The sequence below is a fragment of the Clostridium tarantellae genome (assembly GCF_009295725.1).
Taxonomy (GTDB): Bacteria; Bacillota; Clostridia; order Clostridiales; family Clostridiaceae; genus Sarcina; species Sarcina tarantellae.
The window spans coordinates 1-668 of record NZ_WHJC01000593.1 but is presented as its reverse complement, the minus strand read 5'-3'; the positions used below and the strand labels follow the sequence as shown (position 1 = coordinate 668).

Annotated in this window: 1 protein-coding gene; it reads right to left on the bottom strand. The window is 35.6% G+C overall.

Features of this window, described 5'->3' with window-relative positions:
• Nucleotides 1–62: 62 nt before the first annotated feature.
• Nucleotides 63–668: recombinase family protein (locus GBZ86_RS16520; RefSeq protein WP_340162479.1), on the bottom strand; the 606-nt coding region annotated here is incomplete at its 5' end.

Here is a 668-nt window from a genome sequence, read left to right as displayed (position 1 = left end):
GAGTAATGAACCAGTAAACTATGCTGGTTCATTATTTATAATTAAAAAAGAAATAACTAGAATCACACCTTTCCATCTAACAATCTTACATACTTATCCAAAGTAGGCCTACTTATACCTATCAGCCTGGCAAATTCAGTCTTAGTAATTTCCTTGCTTTTATATTTAGGATAATGTCTTAAAAAGTCTTTAGGTACATCTTCTGCTGTTAAGGCTGGTCTACCTATAACCTTACCATTCGCCCTTGCATTAGCCATACCAGATTTAACTCTCTGGCTAATAATATTCCTTTCCATTTCGGAGAATACTCCCATCATTTTTAGCATACCCTCTGTCATTGGATCTAACTCCCCCGTACAGTCCACAACAAAATTACCAAATACCAACTTTAGCTTCTTCTCCTTAGCAAAATTTATAAGTTCACATAAATGTTTGGTGCTCCTAGTAATTCTGCTTACTTCTAAAGCTATAATAGTATCACCTTCATTAACTACCTGTAATAACTCCTGCAGCTCTTCTCTATCCTCCTTAATTCCTGATGCATATTCTTTGTATATCTTCTCTGCTCCTAATGCTTTAAGTTCCCTAATCTGTCTGTTTATATCCTGTAACTCTTCTGTAGTTGAGCACCTAGCATAACCATAAATCATTGTGCTTTCTCCTTTGCC